Source organism: Waterburya sp. (assembly GCF_058530065.1).
Window position 1 is genome coordinate 1 of the sequence record NZ_JBZNBU010000318.1, and the last position, 18,419, is coordinate 18,419.

Sequence of the window (18,419 nt, forward strand, 5' to 3'; positions counted from 1 at the left end):
GTTACCCCAAGGGTGACCCAAAGTACCACCACCAAACTGCAAGCAAGAATCATCGCCGAAGATTTCAACTAGGGCGGGCATATGCCATACGTGGATACCACCAGAAGCAACAGGCATTACACCAGGAAGAGAAGCCCAGTCTTGGGTAAAGAAGTTACCGCGAGAACGATCTTCTTCTACATAATCTTCGCGCATTTGGTCTACAAAACCTAGAGTGATGTCGCGTTCTCCTTCAAGTTTACCCACAACAGTACCAGAGTGAAGGTGATCGCCACCAGATAGACGCAAACACTTAGCCAATACGCGGAAGTGAATACCGTGGTTTCTTTGACGGTCGATTACTGCGTGCATTGCACGGTGAATGTGTAACAAGACACCGTTGTCGCGACACCATCTTGCCAATGTAGTGTTAGCAGTGAAGCCACCAGTCAAGAAATCGTGCATAACGATGGGAGTACCGATTTCTTTAGCGAACTCAGCACGTTTCATCATTTCTTCACAAGTAGAAGCCGTAACGTTTAGGTAGTGACCTTTAACTTCGTTAGTTTCTGCTTGAGCTTTTTCAATTGCTTCTTGTACGAATAAGAAACGATCGCGCCAGCGCATGAAAGGTTGAGAGTTAATGTTTTCGTCGTCTTTGGTGAAGTCAAGACCGCCACGAAGACATTCGTAAACCGCACGACCATAGTTTTTCGCGGATAAACCTAATTTAGGCTTAATAGTACAACCCAATAGAGGACGACCGTACTTGTTCAATAAGTCTCTTTCTACAGTGATACCGTGTGGAGGTCCTTGGAAAGTTTTCAATAAAGCTACGGGGAAGCGAATGTCTTCTAAACGCAATGCCCGTAGAGCTTTGAAACCAAATACGTTACCGACCAAAGAAGTCAGGATGTTAGTTACAGATCCTTCTTCAAACAAGTCCATAGGATATGCGACAAAACAGAAATACTGATTGTCTTCACCAGGAACAGGTTCTACTTCATAACAACGACCTTTATAGCGATCGAGGTCAGTCAAACCATCAGTCCATACTGTTGTCCAAGTACCAGTAGATGATTCAGCAGCTACCGCAGCAGCACACTCTTCAGCAGGCACGCCAGGCTGAGGAGTCATGCGGAAACAAGCCAAAAGGTCTGTGTCCTTGGGAGTGTAGTCTGGGGTGTAATAAGTTAGGCGATAGTCTTGTACGCCAGCCTTAAATCCAGCACCTGTCTTAGTTGCCATTATCGGTCATTCCTCCATAAATAAAACGCTTAACTTTTACTTTCATTTAGAGTCATCAAATCTTCCAGACTCTACACCGTTAAAAAAAAATCAGTAGAAAGATATTTCGCGGTCTTTAAATAAAATTCGTTGCTCTATGTAGCTTTAAACAGCCACTTTTCTTCGCAATTTCTTATGTTTATAGAATAACATGAATGTTATTCTTTTCTAAGGTTTTTTATTCCAACTATGATTGGATTATTTTTTACGACAGATTAGTTTAACTAATGAGTATTAGAGCATATCATTACCTTGATTAAGAATTATTAATATTTTCTTTATTGTTTATACTTTGTCGTATTTTTAATTCACTTAAAAATTACTTTATGAGTAAATATGCTTATTTTTAATAATGCTCTTAAGTAGTTAATAATTTAACTTTAAAGCTCTATAAGCTTGTATTTTCAATAAAATAGAGATTTTTAACCAATCATAAAATAAAAAAAACGACACTCAAATTAATCAGTGTCGAGATCTAAAAAAATTGTACTATCGGTTAATAAAACTATTTTTAAAATTGTTAATTCAAATAAATAACCTTTTGAAGGGACTTTTTAGAAAATTTATTCCAATTTCTTAGCATCGGGATTCAAATCCTTATTATTGGGAAATAAAGTTACTAAAAGCTGATTGATATAAACCTGACCTACTACTGGATCTTTTGGTTTTTTATTTTCGGTTTCAATTGTATTTTCTTCTACAGAAGCTTGAGTAGGATTACTTTCTAAATTTGAAGTTTCTACTTTTGAAGGAGTAGCTTGGAAACCAGTATTTTGAACGTTATTCTGAAAACTACTACTATCAAATTTTCCATTTTTAGAACCAAAATTTGTTTGAGATTCAACAACCTCTTCTTGAGTATTTTGCCTGTCTGCTTGGGGTTGTGGTTCAATTTTTAGCTTGCGAGAATTATCTCCCAAAACAGAACCTGGATCGATAACTGTCATTGGTTCGATATTTACTTGAAAAATAGTAACCGCAGTTCCAATACAAGCATTATTACCAACTTTGCAAGTACCAATAATTAAAACCCCAGAACCCAAAATAGCACCACTCTCTATTTCGACAGAACCCTGACTGGCATTAACAATTACTCCCATACCAATGCAAACATCAGCACCGATGATAATACGACAATTAGGAGCAGCTTGCAGAATAACTCCTGGAGCTAAAGACGCGGTGGGATGGATTTCTACGTCACCACTAATACGTATATCTTTATTTAAAACAGGTTGCGGGGGTGGTAGATAAATCATTGAGAATTTTATGAAAATTATGGGCGCGGGAAAGGCTATTGCCACCTAGCTGAAAGCATGGAGAAAATAACCATTCCTTTGTCCTCTAGGGATAAACGCAACCTCTAATCGGCATTATGGTCGTTGAATAATTGTTTCTGCGACTCTTTTCTTGGCTTTGGGATCGATGCCAATCATGCGAACGTATTCGCCAGAGTGTTCTGCCAAACACGCTTCTAAAGCAGCTACTACATCAGATTCATGACGACTGTTGATGGGAGAACAGCTATTCCAGGATTTAGTTCTAAAACGACGTTTGTTGGCGTGTTCCGTACCAATTTTGAACCCAGCCGAAAGCAGAGAACGCAATTCCTGAAGAACCTCTGGATCTAATTTATGGTTGCCATAACCATTACCACTACCATAACCATTACTGCCACTATTGCTGCTATAACTGTTACTACTGGTGCTATAGCTAGAACCATTAGAGCTAGAAGAAGCTACAGGAGAATCCTCTGGACGTTGGATGATAACTTCAGAAACTCGACGTTTGGCTTGAGTATCGATACCTAACATTCTCACGTATTCGCCAGAATGCTCTACCAGACAAGCTTCTAAGGCAGCTACTACATCAGACTCGCGAGTGCTTTCAATGGGAGAGCAACTTTGCCAAGATTTAGTTCTGAAACGACGTTTGTTAGCGTGTTCTGTACCGATCTTAAAGCCCGCAGCCAAAAGAGAGCGAATTTCTTGAATTATCTTAGAACCCAATCTTCCGCCACCACCATTACTACTGTAGCTAGAATTACTACCATTACTGTAGGAATTAGAAGAACTAGAAGAAGACTGTATGGGAGCTTCTCCTGGACGACTAACAATAATTTCAGCTACTCTTCTTTTAGCGTTGGCATCTACACCAATTACGCGAATGTATTCATTAGGGTATTCGGAGATAGCTTGTTCGATCGCTTGGAATACCTTGCTGCCACTTACTTGTTTTAACGTAAGCCAAGATTTAGTTCTAAAACGACGCTTGTTGGCACGCTCGATACCAATGTTGCAGCCTTGAGCGACTAAACTATCTATTTGTTGAGCGATGCTACTATCCAAGTTTCCGTTGGAGCGGTTGCTATAGCCAGAACGATTTCTACCATTGCGGCTTCTACCATTGTTGTGAGTGTTGACTGTTTTAACAGTTCCTTCTCCTGGGGTGTCTCCAGGGCGTTGGATAACTACTTCAGCTACTCTTCTTTTTGCTCTGGGGTCAACTCCAATCAGCCTGACGTATTCTCCACTATATTCATGAAGTGCAGACTCCAATTGAGCGACAATTTGGCTTTCTTTCTTGCTGTTAATTTGACTGCCTGTAAGCCAAGATTTGGTTCTAAAACGTCTTTGGTTAGCGTGTTCGGTGCTGATGATACAGCCTTGCGCCAACAGCGATCGCACTTGGGTTCTAATATCTGAACTTAAACTCATATTCCCTACTGAATTTATATAATCATTCTCATTATTGACATCCGAAGTCAGATTTCCATCTACCTCTTCTAGTTCGGGGATTTCATAGGCTTGGGGGTTAACGCAAGCATCATCATCAGCACAACGATAGCCAGCTAAAAGAGCTTCATTAATCTCCACAACATGATGGGCAAAAGAGCGATCGCTATCGATCACATTGGGCAAACGTTCCGCTTGTTGCTGGTTAACAATTACCGCTCCCGAAGGGACGTATTTTCCTGGAGGAATTTCTACATCTTGTATTAGAGCGTGCATCATTACAATGCAACCATCTCCTACTTTGGCATTAAACACCGTAGAACGGAAACCAATAAAACATTCGTCGCCGACATAGGCTGGACCGTGAATCAGTGCCATATGAGTAATACAAGTATTCTTACCAATCCAGACAGAATACTCATTACCATCATCGCCTACCACTCGACCTTTTTCTAGACCGTGAATGACGACTCCATCTTGAATGTTAGTGCTGTCTCCTATATGAAAAGGCGTACCCTCATCGGCTCTAATCGAACTACCTGGAGCAACAAACACATTTGCTCCGACCCTTACGTCCCCAATCAATCTAGAAAAAGAGTGCACATAAGCACTATCATCTACTTGTGGCGCTCGCAAGTCCTTCGACCAGGGAGTTGGGGGAGCCGCTTTAGTGCGGACTACCATTATTTTTCTTCCTCCTAAATTATCTCAACCATCTGCGCGACCAATCAATCGGGCAATGTTCTGGGACTTTGACTTAATATCTCTGGCTTTGTTGGCTTTATAACAAACGTTCTGCTTCTTTCTTGCTATATAGAGCATTTCGCTCTACATTGACCGTATCAATAATGCCCACTACTGTGGCATCCAAAGGTCTGGATTCCTGACCTGCTTCAACCCGTGCTGCACTACCTCGGCTAACCAAAACCCACTCACTTACCCCAGCACCAATCAGGTCTCCTGCCACTTCATACTTAGGCAAAAGCTGTCCTTCTTCATTAATATATTGAACTAAAAGCAGCTTGATTCCTCTCATGCTAGGGACTTTGTGAGTACTAACTACTGTCCCGCGAACTTGGGCTATTTGCATACCACGTTGCCTAATTTAAAATTATGGTCTTCTTAGAGGACGAGGATTAACGCTCTCGCGGAATTGTTCTACAGCTTCGGTGTAACGAATGGGCAGAACATATTCTAAGTTTTCGTGAGGACGAGCGATGATATGAGTAGAAAGAACTTGACCGCCATTGACTCGACTGACGTTTTCCGTACCAGCAGCAACGGAGGCTTGTACTTCAGATACATCGCCGCGAACGATTACAGTTACGCGACCAGTACCAATTTTCTCGTAGCCTACTAAGGTTACGCGGGCTGCTTTTACCATGGCATCTGCTGCTTCTACTACCGCAGGAAAACCGAGGGTTTCAATCATTCCGACTGCAATTGACATATTTTTACTCCTGAATTGTTGATTGAGATCTGTTACGTATAATTTCTTTCTTCAAAAATTATTAATAAGTGCGGAATTGTTCGACTTCTTCGGTATAACGAATGGGAAGAACATACTCTAAGTTTTCATGAGGACGAGCAATAATATGAGTAGAAAGAACTTGACCGCCATTTACTCTGGTTACACTTTCCGTACCAGCAGCAACAGAAGCTTGTACCTCAGATACATCACCGCGAACGATTACAGTTACGCGACCAGTACCAATTTTCTCGTAGCCTACTAGGGTTACGCGGGCTGCTTTCACCATGGCATCTGCTGCTTCTACTACCGCAGGAAAACCAAGGGTTTCAATCATTCCGACTGCAATTGACATATTTTTACTCCTTTATAATCAGCACGAGTGCTAATTATATTTAATTAATTAACTGTTGTTTGATTTTGAGACTTAAAGCCTATTTGTCGAATCGATAAACGGCTAATCAAAGCGCGACTATATACCTTTTACAGATAAGAAGTCCATTTTGCTTGTTTAGGTACAACAGACCCAGGTTAAACTAGTTAACCTAGTTACTGTAGTTTTGTTTGTTCGCTCGAAAAAACGCGATCGCATTTTTGAGAATGGTTCAGGCTCTTGTTAAATTATGAGTTCTCTTAATTCTTGCCAGAATTGAGTTTGACGACAAAACTAACTGTCGCCATCAATAACATGGCTAAAAAAATTCTGGCACTTGCTAATTTACCATCCATTATCAAGCATAAATAACCTTGAGTCCTTTGACAACATAAAATATGATTATATTTTTTAATTTGATTGTTAATCAGAATTAATACCTGTTATTTTTAACTTGCTTTTTATCGGCAATCCTAATGTAGTCAATCAAGGTTATGAACATTGTTAACATTTCGCTCTATTTCACTGTTGCCGTTGATGTTTGGATAATCCATCCCAACTAATGATCTTTGCTCCTGTATTTTAAGATTAATTACTCGGAAAAATTCCCAACATTGTTTTTAATATTTCTTCCATGCACATAACCGATTTTAAATCTATATTTCTGTAAAATACAATTGTATTTAAAATATTAATTTAGATCTTGTATTTGAAGAAAAAACTGTCTTCAAAAACAATAGACATAAATGTGAATTGTAGTCAAAGTATATTTAATTTTATTTAACAATTATCCGAATGCAATTTCAAAATAATTTAACTGGATAAGTTATAAATGAATTGAATCTAGAAAAAACTAACTAAAAAATGCACGGCAATCGCTGATAAAATGGGGTTTTAATCAAAAGACAAATAACAATTAGCTGGACTATCAAAAATTTTGACAAGTTCCTATGACTAATTAACTGCTAAATATACAAATTGGTGTTGTAATTTCCCAAACAGTTTTGATGACTGACTTTTTAGTAAACTATTCTTGGATTGTACCTATATATAGCTTAGTAGGTGCTTTAGTAACCTTACCTTGGTCTTTAGGTATTATTCGCCAAACAGGGCCTCGCCCCGCAGCTTACATTAATATTTTAATGACTGTGGTGGCATTTATTCATGGCTCGATTATCTTCAATCTAGTCTGGACTAGACCAACCCAACAATTCGTTTTTCATTGGTTACAAGTAGCAGATTTAGACCTTACTCTTTCTATCGAATTATCTCCCGTTAGTTTTGGTGCAGTGGAGTTAGTTACTGGCATTAGTTTGCTCGTACAAATTTATGCTTTAGGCTATATGGAAAAAGACTGGTCTCTGGCTCGCTTTTTTGCCCTGATGGGATTTTTTGAAGCTGCTTTAGTCGGATTGGCTTTAAGCGATTCTTTACTTTTAAGCTATTGTCTTCTGGAAGCTTTAACCCTTTCTACCTATCTCTTAGTTGGCTTTTGGTACGCTCAACCTCTAGTAGTGACCGCAGCTAGAGATGCTTTCCTGACTAAAAGGGTGGGAGATATCGCTCTCTTGATGGGTATTGTAGCTCTTTCCACTTATGGAGAAGGGTTAAATTTTTCTCAACTTGAAAGCTGGGTAGAAGTACACGAACTAGAGCCTAGAGTAGCTGCCTTGTTGGGTTTAGCGTTAATTGCTGGGCCAATTGGAAAATGCGCTCAATTTCCTCTCAATCTTTGGCTAGATGAAGCAATGGAAGGACCTAATCCTGCGGGAATTATGCGTAACTCAATTGTAGTTTCGGCGGGAGCTTATGTCTTAATCAAATTAGAACCAGCGACGACTCTTTCTCCTGTTTCTGCCGATGCCTTAATCGTTATAGGTGCAATCACAGCTATTGGTACTTCGTTGATGGCGATCGCTCAAATCGATATTAAACGGGCTTTGTCTCATTCTACTAGTGCTTATATGGGATTGGTCTTTATTGCCGTAGGTCTCAGGCAAGTAGATATAGCTTTTTTGTTGTTGTTTGCTCATGCTATTGCCAAAGCTTTACTGTTTATGAGTGCTGGCTCGGTAATCTTAGCAACTAACAATCAAAACGTTAGTGAAATGGGTGGTTTGTGGTCGAGAATGCCTGCGACTAGTTTATCTTTTGTAATTGGCTCGGCAGGATTATTATCTTTTACACCATTGGGGATCTTTTGGACTTATCAGCGATGGTTTAATGGTACTTGGGATGTAGATTGGTGGCTGCTGGCAATTGTAATGTTTGTTAATGTTTTTTCGGCGATCAATTTAACTAGATTATTTAGAGTAATCTTTTTAGGTAAACCCCAAATCAAAACTCGTCGTGCTCCCGAAGCTCCTTGGCAAATGTCCGTGCCGATGGTGGCGATGATTATTGTTACCATAATTGCTGCTTCTGCCCCTTTGCAGTGGTCTTTATGGCTGAGTCCCAACCGACCTCTAGCTTTGCCCGAGCCAGAATTAATTGTTCGGTATGCTTTACCTTTATTAGTCGGATCTGGTGTCGTTGGCTGTCTGGTAGGCTTTACAATTCCTGTGGGTCGAGCTTGGTCGAGATCTAGCAATTTTGCCTTTCGTTTCGTGCAAGATTTATTAGCTTACGACTTTTATGTGGAAAAGCTATATGAAGTTACGGTTATTGCTGTAGTGTCTAATTTGGCGAAACTTACTTCTTGGGTAGATCGTTACATTATTGATGGTGCGGTCAATTTGGTAAGTTTGGCGACAATCTTTAGTAGCAATGCCCTCAAATATAACACCACTGGACAGTCTCAGTTTTATATCGCCACCATCGTAATTGGTGTGGGTATCTTGCTGTGGTCGATGCTCAACGGTCAATGGTCGATAGTGACAAATTATTGGTCTTCTGTGATGTAGTTGTTAGTTGTTAGTTTTTAGTTCTTAGTTTTATTTACTACCTACCACCTACTACCTCAATCCCTAATCCCTAGTCCCCACCCAAAATATCCAATTAAATCTGCACGACTACTTAAATTCATCATGCTCAGTGCCTTAATTATTATTCCCCTAATGAGTGCTGCTATTATTGGCTTGACATCATTAACGGAAAAAAACTCCCGCAATTTTTCTCTAGTAACGGCAGCAATTATTTTAGCTATCAATTTAGTTGTTTGTTGGCAATTTGATTTTCAACAGGAAGGAGTTCAATTTTCTCAAAATATAGCTTGGATTGAATGGATTGGTTTAAACTATCACGTCGCTATAGACGGTCTTTCTTTTCCTTTAGTGTTGCTCAATAGTCTTTTGACATTAATTGCTATTTTAGCCACTAGCCCGACTATAGAAAGACCCAGACTCTACTATGCAATGTTATTTTTGCTGAATGCTGGTGCGGTGGGGGCATTCTTAGCTCAAGATTTATTACTCTTTTTCTTGTTCTACGAATTAGAAATAGTTCCCCTATACTTCTTGATTGCCATTTGGGGTGGTCAGAGGAGAGGCTATGCAGCAATGAAATTCTTGCTTTATACTGCTCTTTCGGGAATTTTAGTTCTGGCATCTTTTCTCGGTTTAGTTTGGGTGACGGGAGAAAGTACCTTTGACTATGAAATCTTGCGATCGCATACTCTTTCTTTGACCAGTCAGTTGTGGTTGCTCGCCCCTCTACTAGTGGGTGTATTTATTAAAATTCCGATCTTTCCCTTTCATACTTGGTTGCCCGACGCTCACGTCCAGGCTTCAACCCCCATATCGGTATTGCTAGCTGGGGTATTATTAAAACTCGGTACTTATGCCTTGTTACGTTTTGCGGTGGGTATGTTTCTCGATGGCTGGGTTTATCTTGCTCCCTGGATGTCGATCTTAGCTGGAATTAGCGCGCTTTATGGAGCTTCCTGCGCGATCGCTCAAAAGGATATGAAAAAAGTGGTGGCATACTCTTCTATTGCCCACATGGCTTATATTCTGCTAGCTGCCAGTGCTACTACTAGGTTGAGCATGACTGCTGCGGTATTTCAAATGGTCAGTCACGGTCTTATTTCCGCCTTTCTATTCTTGTTGGTAGGGATGGTTTACCAGAAAACTGGCTCGCGAGATGTAGATTACTTGAGGGGTTTGCTCAATCCCGAAAGAGGTTTGCCCGTGACAGGAGGCATGATGATTTTGGGCGTGATGGCAAGTTCTGGTTTACCTGGAATGGTAGGTTTTATTTCCGAATTTTTGGTGTTTAGAGCTAGTTTTGCTATTTTTCCCGTCCCCACTCTATTATGTTTGGTGGGAACTGGTTTGACAGCGGTTTATTTCTTATTAGTCATCAATAAAGTATTTTTTGGTCGTTTGACAGAAAGCCTGACCCAGATTCCCCCAGTACTATGGAAAGAACACGCTCCTGCATTTGTACTGTTACTACTGATTATTGCTTTTGGCCTCAAGCCAGATTGGGTAACCCATTGGAGTGAAGTACAAGCGATTGCTCTTTTGACTGGTAGCTAAATTTTAAATATTGAACGAGTAAATAATCAACTGGACGCAAAATCATGGTTACTATTCCCGTTAAATCTTCCAAATCATCCCTCATTGAGGAGTATATTGCCAGACTAGAAACAGGGAATGCTTTACTAGACGATTCTCCTCAAAATCTGGTAGAAGTAGTCGGCATTCTCAAAAGCTATGGCGTGGTACTAGATGCCTATTCCGTCAATCTTTGCTACATTGCCAATACTCAGTTTTTAAAACTATTTCCTTTTTTTAAATACTTTAATGGAGATGTAAGTACTCAAAAGGTAGCTAAGTTCATTTGGCACGATCGCATTAATTATGAATATGCTGAATATTGCATGAAAACAATGTTTTGGCATGGCGGTGGCGGTTTGGATGCCTACTTAGATACTCCCGAATTTGCAGCGGAAACTGAAAAATTAATTCAGGCTTATTACAAGTACAATCCCTTGATGATCTTGCTGCACAAAGCTTTCCCCGACTTTTTACCCGAACAAATGCGTCAAATGGCATACTATAGCGGACTGGGACAGTTTTGGCGAGTGATGAGCGATATTTTTATCAATCTTGCCGATAGTTACAATCGCGGGGAAATTAAGTGCATTCCCGATGTAGTGCAATTTATTCTTGATGGTTTAGTCGCCGATGCAGCTAGACCGATTACTTATACCGTTAAAGTAGGTCAAGAAAAATTTAACATTATTCCCGAATCTGCTGGTTTAACTTTTCTGACCGATACAGCCGTACCCTATGTAGAAGCCATCTTTTTTAGGGGGACTCCCTTTACAGGAACGGTTTCTTACAACGCTCAAGCTTATGAAATTCCTTACGATCCTGGAATGTTTAACTACGGAGCATTATTTGCCGATCCTTTGCCTATTGGTGGAGCGGGAATTCCTCCTACTCTTTTGATGCAAGATATGCGTCATTTTTTACCCGACTATTTGAGCGAGCTTTATCAAACCAATAGTATCCGAGGAGAAGGGGATCTTAAAATTAAAATCTGCGAGAGCTTTCAAAAATCTATGTTTTGCGTCACTACTGCTGCTATTAAAGGGCTTGCTCCCCATGCTTTAGATACTCAAGAACCCGAAGAGCAAGCTGCTAACCGTAAATATCTCCAGGGTTGGTTAAGTCGAATCTTAGAATCTCAAGTTACCAAGGTCAACGGCAAAACAACTGTTGTCTAAATAATTTGCTAGCTTGGTCTATGCAGAATTACCAAAGTTACATTATATTTGTGGATGTGAAATGTAAATTTTTCGGCAATACCATAGGAAACATGAGATAATTTGACCTTAGCTGTTTATTAAAAAAATCTTAAGAAGTTAATCAAAAAAAACATTTTTTATAGTATCAGCAATTTTCAGTAAACAAAAAAATATAATTCCAATCAATGATCAAGACAGCGTGGGTATTTCCAGGACAAGGTTCTCAAATAGCGGGTATGGGAGTAGATTTGCAAGATATTCCCCTTGCCAAAGCTAGATTTGAAACTGCGGAAAAAATACTAGGTTGGTCTGTATTAGACATTTGCCAGAAAGATGAAACTACCTTGGCTCGTACTCTCTATACTCAACCAGCCCTATATGTTATCGAATCAATTTTGGTAGACCTATTAGCAGAAAGAGGCAGTTTGCCCGACCTAGTAGCAGGTCATAGCCTAGGAGAATACGTAGCTCTCTATGCAGCCCAAGTATTTGATTTTGAATCGGGACTGAAATTGGTTCAAAAGCGAGCAGAATTGATGGATAGTGCTGCTGGAGGAAAAATGGCAGCATTAATGAAATTCGATCGCCAGAAATTGACAGAAGTGTTAGCCAAAACCGATAACGCAGTCTTAGCTAATGACAATAGCCAAGCACAAGTAGTTATTTCTGGTACTCCTGAAGGGGTAGATGAGGTTATTAGTAATATCAAAGCCAAACGGGTAGTGATGCTTAACGTTTCTGGAGCATTTCACTCTCCTTTGATGCAACAGGCATCGGAGCAATTTATGAGCGTCTTAGAAAAAGTAGAATTTAAGGATGCAACAGTTCCAGTTTTATCTAATGTAGAACCTACTGCTACAACCGATCGCATCCAGCTGAAACAAAGATTGGCACAACAAATGACTGGTTCGGTACGTTGGCGCGAAATAATGTTGCAATTGTCGGCACTAAAAGTTACTAACGTCGTAGAAGTAGGCCCTGGAAAGGCATTATGCGGTTTGATTAAAAGAACCTGTCGCGAAATCGAGTTAGAGACTTTGGGTACGTTAGAACAATTAAATGCCAAAACTTTAGTATTAACATCTTAACTGGAAACCACAATCAAGCGATCGGCGATCGCTTTAGTTACTTCTACCCCACAAAGCTAGTCCGCCTCCTCTTCCTCTGGCAGCAATTAAACTATCTTGAATTAAAAAATAGTTGAAAAAGGCTTGTTGCTTAATTTTAGTTGTATAAAATTCTTCTTCTTTAACTTTGCCATTTTTCAGATAACCATCGTAAAGTTTTAAGCCCAAAAGCTTAATTGTCATCTTAGTAAAATCAAAAGCCAAGATATTATTAGTTTTACCAACCAACTTAACTGGTCCAGATAAAGATAAATTTATTCCACCCAAAATAACTGAGTTTTTCACTTGACCGCGATTGAGATTAGATTGAGAATTTGCTTGATAACTAAGCTGGATTTTAACTAGCTGGGGTATATATTTCCCCGCACCTAGAACGATTCCTGCCCTGGCTCTAGATTTTTTTGTTCCAGTAATAAATCTTAAATTCCAACAACCAACTAGACTGGAAATACTATAACTGGCATTTTCTTTCTTGGCTGATTTTTCCAGATCTAGTAAAATTTCTACGATCTCTGATGGGTTGGGTAATCGAGCGCGATCGCTTTGTAAACTTACCGCACATTCTAGTAAAGATAATTTTTCTAAGGACATCAATTATATATTTTTAGATTATTCTTATAGACTCGATTTAGTTGATTATTAGCTGACAGAAATTTCGGAAAATAATCGATTGGGAAACTGTCTCAAATTAAAAACATAACTATAGATAATTATCTTTAACTACCAAAGAAAAGTTAAAAATTGTGGAAAACTTATTTTCATTTGCCAAAAAAATCTTCAAACTACAAAAATAATTTTCTATTCACAAATAGACTCGATTTTGCTATTCACAATACACCAAAATCAACTAAAGATACGTACAATAGGATTCCCGTCTCTTGCTTCTAAGAGACAGTCCAAATTGAACAGTATGTATGAATAAATTATATAAATGTATATTTAATTAAATGTAACAATTTTCAAGATTGGACAAATCTGTTTAACTTAACTCCATAATTATTTAAAAAATCTATCCATAGCTCTGCTCTCAATTACAGTTTATTATGTCTTTAGCTACAAAATTTCTTGGCTTACTGGGTCTCAAAAAAAAAGAAAAACATCCCTACTGGTTAAAAATAACCACCAAAGTACCCCAGTGTACTTATTATTTTGGCCCTTTTGATAACCCTATAGAAGCAAAAGGTTCTCAGGCAGGCTATATAGAAGACTTAATGGCAGCAGAAGCTTTAGGGATTCATGTTGAGCTAGAACAATGTCCTCAGCCTCCTGAATTAACTATCTGCGAAGCAGAATTATTTTGATCGGGAAAGGATTTTAAGGGTTATTGGGGTAAAGATCCACATAACCGTCTTCCGAAACAATCAAAGCCAAACAATTGACATTGCGGTTTCTTTCTCCATCCACATAACGAATTGCAGAGTTGTATCGCGCCCCTCTGGAGGGGTTGCCATTTTTAGTAATTTTGCCATCGAGAATGACACCAAAAGAATAGATTATGCCCTTGGGAGAGATTAAAATCGCACCATCAATACTAGAAACATGAGAGATAATTTCTTTGGTAATTGTTACGGGGTCGATCGCAATACACTGAGAGGCGAGTCTGGCAGTTTCTGGTTGAGCTTCGGGAGTAATAACTAGCATTGTCCCGTGACGTTGTTTTACTGCTGCTTCTACGGCGGTAATCAATCTTTTAGCTGTGAGATTATCGATTTGAAACAGTTGGCAAATACGATGGTAAAACAATTGCCTGTCAAAACGCGGTCTGGGCAATCTTGGTTGTCGGTATTTGACTCTGAGCATAATGTTGTTGGCATGAACCAATTCCCAAGTGTGGTGTTCGGAAAATCGGATTTCAAATAAATTTTCTAAACTCGGTTGATAGGTATCGAGGGGAATGCCCAAACCCCAAACAGTTTCGATATCGCAAAGTAAAGCCATCTGATTGCCAGAAACTTCCAATAGTTTTCTAATCCCACGATAGTTATAGACATCGACAGGATTTTTTAATTTAACCTTGGCTAAAATATCGGGATGATTGGTTTGACAGATAATCAGTCTTCCTTGACTGGCTGCCCCTTCATAACGCTCTGCAGCAATGGCGTTGGCAAAAGATAGTAAATCTATTTTATTGATCTTATTAATATGTAACTCGATCGACCCGAGCAAACTAGAAGCAGCATCTTCAATCACTCGCTCGCTATTAGCTAAAGATGTAGTATTCCCTTCCGATGGTTTTTGTAGTTCTAATTCGCTTTCTTTCAAGACACGGTAAACTATTGCTTCTAAAAAACAGCGATCTATTCTGCGCTTGGGCTGAGATAAAATTTCGTGTTCTTGTTTGGTAAGTTGATATTGGCGATCGAAGCTATTTCGGTCTAGTTGAATAACTGTAACAATCCAATATTGATTTTTGGGGATGGGGAAGCTACAAAAAGAAGTTTGTCTTTTAACTCGCTCGCCATGGTTGAGGAGCGACTGAAGGGCATTGCGTAATGCTTTGGGGTACAAAGATTCTCTATGGGCGCGATTTAGATGAGGGGCATTCATAAAGAATAATTGTTCTGGATCGCCCTTGAAATTTTCTTCTGCTTGCTGAAAAACCTGTTGGAATTCACTTCCTGTAAAACCGCAGTGTTCGGGATGGAGCAGAATTTTATCCTTTTGGGTGCTAGATAAGGGAATAGCGATCGCAAATATATTGCAGTCAAGGGACAATTCTAAAGTTTGAAAGATATTTTCCAGAAGATTTGTAACTGCATTAATAAAAGTATCTTGCCATTGCCAGATAAACATCGACAGGGATTTTTGACTTATTTGGTTAAAGTTTGGATAATTTGACGAATTGTGGATTCTTGTTCTTCAATACTTTTAGTCAGTTGAAATTGAATTAAAGCCCTTTGTAAATTATGTTGGGGGCGATCGACTGCAAAATAAACATTCTCTGATAAATAATCGGTAAAAAATCGCAATCCCAATTCAAAAGCCAGCAAACGAATCGAATCATAAATATATTCCCAGTCGCAATCTGTCAAAAAATCTTGGGCGACAGATAAATATCCTGCTAAAATCGATTCTGCTAGTTCGGTATCAAAAGAAACTCGTTCCCATTCCTGGGTTTCCTCCCCCAGACGATTGCAACCCGATCGCAAACAATCACCAATGTCGTAATGAATTAAACCAGGTTTGACCGTATCTAAATCGACCATTGCTACAGCCTGTTTGGAGTCGCGATCGATAATAATATTATTAATTTTCGGATCGCCATGAATAGTTCGGAGTTGAAGTTTTCCTGCTGCTTTAGCTGATTCTAGAATATAAGGCAGCTTGGGGCGATCGCTAATAAATTTAAGGCAATAATCTACTTCAGGAGAGTGGGGCAGTTTTCGCTCTTGAATAACTGCTTGATAGTGTTTTAGGTATCCAGGGGTAATATGAAAACCTTCTAAAGTATCGGCTAACTTATTTAAAGGCAGATCGTTAACTACATTATGAAACATACCCAAACAATAGCCAATTTCTCTTCCATGGTGCAAATCTTGAATAGTGTCAAAAGATTGGGAATTATCGATAAAACTGATAGCACGCCAAAAAGAGTTGTCTTCTGATATCCAACAATTTTTCTGTTGAGAAGTAGATAAAACTTGAGGAATTTGCCAGCGTCTGCCACCTAAATCGATTTGTTTGAGTTTTTGAGTAACATAGTCTGACAATACGCACATATTGTTCATAACCAATTCTGGCTGACAAAATACGCTGGTATTGATGCGTTGCAGAATAAAAGCAGGATTAGTATCTTGAATAACTAAAAAAGTATTGTTGATATTACCATTACCATATTGCTTGATTCCAGTAATTTTGTTCTTTGATGAGAATTTACTGGCGATCGCGATTAAGTTAAGCTGGGTATTATTGATGTTTTCAAAATTGCTTGCCATATCCTCCTAAATTTTCTCGACAGTTCCCCATTTTAAGCCATTACTACTCACCGACAAGATATCCGATCTGAAATAAACTAGAAATTAAATTCCGTGACTCTTACCAATTACCCAATGACGACGGAAAAAACGAGAGAGGGAAGATTCTTCTAAAGAAAGATAAATTGGTCTACCGTGAGGACAAGTACGAGGATTACGGGTAGCTTGCCAAAGATCGAGTAAATTTTGCATTTGAGTTAAATCCAAAACCGTACCGTTGCGAATTGCACTGCGACAGGCAGTAGCTACTTGAGCGGATTGCAGATCTCCACCCCAACTTAATTCGATTAAGGCTTCTTGGCAATCGTCTCTTTCTGCTAGGGCTTTAGGTGCATTGCGGATCGCCCAAATATTTTCGCCAAATAATTCGATATCAATTTTGAGCCTTTGTAACTGTTCTATTTGTCTTGGTCGAAGATATTCCAGGGTAATTGGGGTTGTGAGATGAACTAATTCCCAACAATCTTGTAATTGTTCGTATAATACTCGCTCGTGGGCGATATGTTGCTCGACTAGCCAGACTCCAGAAGGATGTTCGGCAACTATATAGGTTTGATTAACTTGAGCGACTGCTTTGAGTTTTAGAGGATTAATCTCTTGTTGGGAAAAAGAATTATCAGATAGGTTTTCTGCCAAATCCCGATCGATTTGATATTTTCCCGACGCTTCCGCAACTCGTAATATTTTTTTGATACGACTATCGCCCACTTCATCGGGAAGATGATTGTTATTTAGTTTTAAAGCTTTATCGATCGCTTTACTAACTGTTTCTTGCCAATAGGGTAAAGAATGAAGATAGATCTCCGTTTTGGCGGGATGGCGATTCCAATCAATTTGACTGGGACAAGTGTGGAGGTGTAAAAAACAGACGGGATAGCGATCGCGGGGTAGAGTTCTTGCCATACTATTTAAAATAGTCTGTTCTAGTTCGGGCGATCGCACTAAACGATTGTTGACCGATACCTTAACCCAATCTGCGCGATGGCGATGACAGCGATCTGGCAAACCCATAATTAATTCGATCGCCGAGGTTGTCATATCTTCTCTGTCTGAGGGGGTAGGAATTTCTTCTCGAATATATTCAAAGTCGCTGCTGTTAACTTTCCTGAGAAACTGGGGTATTACTTCTCTAGCAGTTGTCCCAGGACTAATATTAAACCAAGAGCTATTATTTTGTTCGATTTTCCAAGTAACTTGAGGGTGACACAGGGCTATCTGGTGAATTAGTTTTTGAATTGCTTTCAACTGCTGGGGAAAAGGGGGCAAACCACGACGACGCACGGGGATTTTACCGAATAAATTAGACACGGTAACAACAGTTCCAGGGGCAATAGCCACTGCCGATTCTTCAATGACTTTTCCTTCTCGATAAACTACTTTCCAGCCGATAGGTTCGGATTTATCTTTAGTACGGCTACAAATAGCCAAATCTGCCACTTGCAAAATACTGTGCAAAGCTTCCCCTCGAAAACCCAAACTAGTAATATGCCATAAATCCTGGCGAGTACGAATCTTACTGGTGCTGTGGGGTTGAATGCAAACTCGAAGATCCTCTAAGGACATTCCCCTACCATTATCCCTAACTCTCACTTGCCACGACTCTGGATCTAAAGCGATCGCAATCCTGGTAGCTCCCGCATCCAAAGCATTTTCGACTAATTCTCTTACTACTGCTGCCAAAGAATCAATGACCTCTCCCGCAGCAATGAGGTCGATCACCTCGTCTGGTAGAGTTTGAATTTCTGACGGCATATATTCCCGCTTTGTTTGGCTAAATGGTACTA

Annotated in this window: 15 protein-coding genes; 5 read left to right on the top strand and 10 right to left on the bottom strand. The window is 39.5% G+C overall.

What is annotated here, in order from left to right:
* The 6 genes from AC33VI_RS18805 to AC33VI_RS18830 form a co-directional block, all read right to left on the bottom strand.
* On the bottom strand, positions 1 to 1,227 hold a 1,227-nt coding region (locus tag AC33VI_RS18805), incomplete at its 3' end, for a ribulose-bisphosphate carboxylase large subunit (protein ID WP_491783792.1).
* 602 nt (positions 1,228 to 1,829) lie between these two features.
* Complete coding sequence (ccmN, locus tag AC33VI_RS18810; protein WP_491783793.1) at positions 1,830 to 2,522, bottom strand: beta-carboxysome scaffolding protein CcmN; 693 nt, start codon at positions 2,520 to 2,522, stop codon at positions 1,830 to 1,832.
* 114 nt (positions 2,523 to 2,636) lie between these two features.
* Positions 2,637 to 4,682, bottom strand: coding sequence for a beta-carboxysome scaffolding protein CcmM (ccmM, locus tag AC33VI_RS18815; RefSeq protein ID WP_491783794.1), 2,046 nt, complete (start codon positions 4,680 to 4,682; stop codon positions 2,637 to 2,639).
* A gap of 97 nt (positions 4,683 to 4,779) precedes the next feature.
* Entirely contained in the window at positions 4,780 to 5,088 is a 309-nt protein-coding gene (gene ccmL / locus AC33VI_RS18820) for a beta-carboxysome shell vertex protein CcmL (protein ID WP_491783795.1), read from the bottom strand.
* Between the two features lie 21 nt (positions 5,089 to 5,109).
* A complete protein-coding gene (locus tag AC33VI_RS18825) occupies positions 5,110 to 5,448 on the bottom strand; it encodes a carbon dioxide-concentrating mechanism protein CcmK (RefSeq protein WP_019504423.1) in 339 nt (112 codons plus the stop codon).
* A gap of 61 nt (positions 5,449 to 5,509) precedes the next feature.
* On the bottom strand, positions 5,510 to 5,821 hold the full coding sequence (locus tag AC33VI_RS18830) for a carbon dioxide-concentrating mechanism protein CcmK (RefSeq protein ID WP_096721602.1): 312 nt from the start codon (positions 5,819 to 5,821) through the stop codon (positions 5,510 to 5,512).
* A 1,025-nt stretch (positions 5,822 to 6,846) separates the two neighbouring features.
* Between AC33VI_RS18830 and AC33VI_RS18835 the strand changes: the two genes are divergently transcribed.
* From AC33VI_RS18835 to fabD, 4 genes are all read left to right on the top strand, one after another.
* Entirely contained in the window at positions 6,847 to 8,742 is a 1,896-nt protein-coding gene (locus tag AC33VI_RS18835) for an NAD(P)H-quinone oxidoreductase subunit F (protein ID WP_491783796.1), read from the top strand.
* Positions 8,743 to 8,865: 123 nt separating this feature from the next.
* Entirely contained in the window at positions 8,866 to 10,317 is a 1,452-nt protein-coding gene (locus AC33VI_RS18840; RefSeq protein ID WP_491783797.1) for an NADH-quinone oxidoreductase subunit M, read from the top strand.
* A gap of 44 nt (positions 10,318 to 10,361) precedes the next feature.
* A complete protein-coding gene (locus AC33VI_RS18845; RefSeq protein WP_491783798.1) occupies positions 10,362 to 11,513 on the top strand; it encodes a CO2 hydration protein in 1,152 nt (383 codons plus the stop codon).
* Positions 11,514 to 11,719: 206 nt separating this feature from the next.
* Positions 11,720 to 12,622, top strand: coding sequence for an ACP S-malonyltransferase (gene fabD, locus AC33VI_RS18850; protein WP_491783799.1), 903 nt, complete (start codon positions 11,720 to 11,722; stop codon positions 12,620 to 12,622).
* 33 nt (positions 12,623 to 12,655) lie between these two features.
* On the opposite strand, the gene AC33VI_RS18855 is transcribed toward fabD, so the two are convergent.
* On the bottom strand, positions 12,656 to 13,252 hold the full coding sequence (locus AC33VI_RS18855; protein WP_491783800.1) for a hypothetical protein: 597 nt from the start codon (positions 13,250 to 13,252) through the stop codon (positions 12,656 to 12,658).
* A gap of 452 nt (positions 13,253 to 13,704) precedes the next feature.
* Between AC33VI_RS18855 and AC33VI_RS18860 the strand changes: the two genes are divergently transcribed.
* The gene (locus AC33VI_RS18860; RefSeq protein WP_491783801.1) at positions 13,705 to 13,962 is read left to right on the top strand and encodes a DUF1816 domain-containing protein; all 258 of its coding nucleotides are present in this window, start codon (positions 13,705 to 13,707) and stop codon (positions 13,960 to 13,962) included.
* A gap of 13 nt (positions 13,963 to 13,975) precedes the next feature.
* Here the strand turns inward: AC33VI_RS18860 and AC33VI_RS18865 are convergent, their stop codons facing one another.
* From AC33VI_RS18865 to mutL, 3 genes are all read right to left on the bottom strand, one after another.
* Complete coding sequence (locus tag AC33VI_RS18865; RefSeq protein WP_491783802.1) at positions 13,976 to 15,454, bottom strand: diadenylate cyclase; 1,479 nt, start codon at positions 15,452 to 15,454, stop codon at positions 13,976 to 13,978.
* Positions 15,455 to 15,471: 17 nt separating this feature from the next.
* On the bottom strand, positions 15,472 to 16,596 hold the full coding sequence (locus tag AC33VI_RS18870; RefSeq protein WP_491783803.1) for a phosphotransferase enzyme family protein: 1,125 nt from the start codon (positions 16,594 to 16,596) through the stop codon (positions 15,472 to 15,474).
* Positions 16,597 to 16,680: 84 nt separating this feature from the next.
* Positions 16,681 to 18,387 (bottom strand): DNA mismatch repair endonuclease MutL, encoded by a 1,707-nt coding sequence (gene mutL, locus AC33VI_RS18875; RefSeq protein WP_491783804.1) that lies wholly within the window; start codon positions 18,385 to 18,387, stop codon positions 16,681 to 16,683.
* Positions 18,388 to 18,419 lie beyond the last annotated feature (32 nt).